Source organism: Microvirga sp. P4_G7, assembly GCF_056401005.1.
In genome coordinates this window covers 1-2,042 of record NZ_JBFUKD010000653.1, presented here as the reverse complement: position 1 = coordinate 2,042, position 2,042 = coordinate 1, and the positions used below count along the sequence as shown (strand labels likewise).

Sequence of the window (2,042 nt, the reverse complement as noted above, 5' to 3'; positions counted from 1 at the left end):
CCTCAGGGCCAATTCCTGGGAGAATCTTTCCGTTCACGAAGACGTCGAGGTCGACGATCATCCCGCTCGGCAGCGGCGAAGCGAGCAACGTGGCACTGAGCTGATCCGTCGACGTGACCAACTCGGCACCGTCGGTGTTGTCCATCATATCGAGGCGCGTCAGGTCGGCGTTCTCACCGATCCCGACCGCGGTGATGCTCGCTCGGTGGACCGAAGTGAGAAGGGCGACCTCATCGGCGAAGTCACCCGTCCCAATGCCATCCGACAGAAAGTAGACAAGGTTCTGCTCGCTGCCATGATCGAGGCTTTGCAGCTTGGTGGCAGCGGCGCGAAGGGCGTCCTCGAAGTTCGTTCCGCCTCCTGCCCGCAGGCCCTTCAAGTAGTTCTCAGCCGCTGCGATGCCCGGTCCATCGAGGCCGAAGGTGAGCGCTGCTGTATTGCCCATTGTCTGCGATCCGCTGGCCGTGTCGGCTGGATCGGCGCTGCCGTTAAACGGGATGATGGTGACAGTCACGTCGGATGCCGAGAACCCGAGACTGCGGACCCGCTCCGTGAGTGCCACAAGGCTCCCGATTTGGGCGTCGAGGATAGTGTTCGACAGGCCGTCCCCATTGAGGTCGCCCACCGCGCTGCCGGCAAAAGCTCCTGATGTGCTGCCTGAGACATCCACGACATAGACGATGTTGATGCGCGGTTGCGCTATCGCGCCGAGATTCACGAAGAGGTCAAGGTCTGCTGTGGAACGGGTGGTTTGCGACGGCGCGCCGATGGTCAGCGATACAGGCTGATGATTGAAGGCGAGCACACCGTTTGCCTCTGCCGTTCCAATGGGCGAGGTGAAGGTCCCCGATCCGCGCACCTGCGCGGTAACGATGGCGGTGTCCGTTCCGCCGTGACCGTCCGACACGGTGTAGGAGAACGAAACCGTCGCGGTCTCGCCAGTGCTCAGAGTCCGGAACGCCTGTCCGGGGTCGAATATCAACGATCCGTTGGGGCCGAGGAAAACCTTGCCCTCGATCGGTGTCGACCAGCGCACGATGTGGAGCTGGTCGTCGTCGATATCGAAATCATTCCGGGCGCCGACGATCGTGCTGCGTTGGCTTTCGGAGAGATCCAAAGCGACGTCGTTGCGAGCGACAGGAGCATCATTGCGGCCCACGATGGTCCAGGACACAGAAGCCGGGGTCCAGAGACCAGAGCGCCAAAGGCTGTAATCGACCGTTACGGTTGCCGTCTCGCCGGCGGCGAGATGCTGATAGGAGACATTCGAGGGATCGAGCGCGAATGTGCTGCTCGTGTTCGCAAACGTGACTCCAGCAGGCAACGAAGCGGGCGCGATGATGAATGATGCAACCGCTAGCGATCCCGCCGTTGCCGCCGAAAGACCAACCGAGGGGCCGTCCTCTGTGGCGGAACCGTGCAACGCCAGCGGACCGTCTGCGATGGTCACCACCGTCAGCGGATCGACCCGGACGGAGCGGGGAAGAAACGAGGCGGTATCGAAACGGGTAGAATCCGGATCGGCAAAGGGCGAGTCATGGAGGTTCACCGGGATGGTCGGAATCCCGTCGAAATCGCTGCTGCCGCGCCGCTGTCGTTGATCCAGGGAGAAGACCTGGAAAAGATCCTTGACGAGGTCGCCCTCGGACTGGATGTCCCCGGGCCCCTTTGCGACTTGCGTGATCTGAATGTCCGCGGCAGCTCCTGGCGTCAGGATTGTAGCAGTCCCGGCATCGCCGATCGTCGCGAGCACGCGCGACGGGTTCTGCCTGTCGAGGAGAACGAAAGAACCCTTCGTGCCGTCGGGTTCGGTCAGAAGTGAAAATCGGGTGGTTCCACTGAGCGCCGAGATTTCCGTCTGGATGGCAGTGCCGCGAATGGCCATTGTCGCGACCGGTGTGTCGACTTTCATATCCCCGGTTTTAGCGATCCGTCCGGCGACGAAACCGATAGCGCCCTGAACCAGTGTGATGAACGCCGAATTCGTGCTGGAATCGGCCGCATAGACCATGTCGTTCAAGACGATGCGCGCACTCGAGGAC

1 protein-coding gene is annotated in these 2,042 nt (G+C 61.8%); it reads right to left on the bottom strand.

Features of this window, described 5'->3' with window-relative positions:
- Positions 1-2,042 (bottom strand): Ig-like domain-containing protein (locus AC1DT3_RS19135; RefSeq protein ID WP_477466802.1); only part of this gene is annotated, 2,042 nt, incomplete at both ends.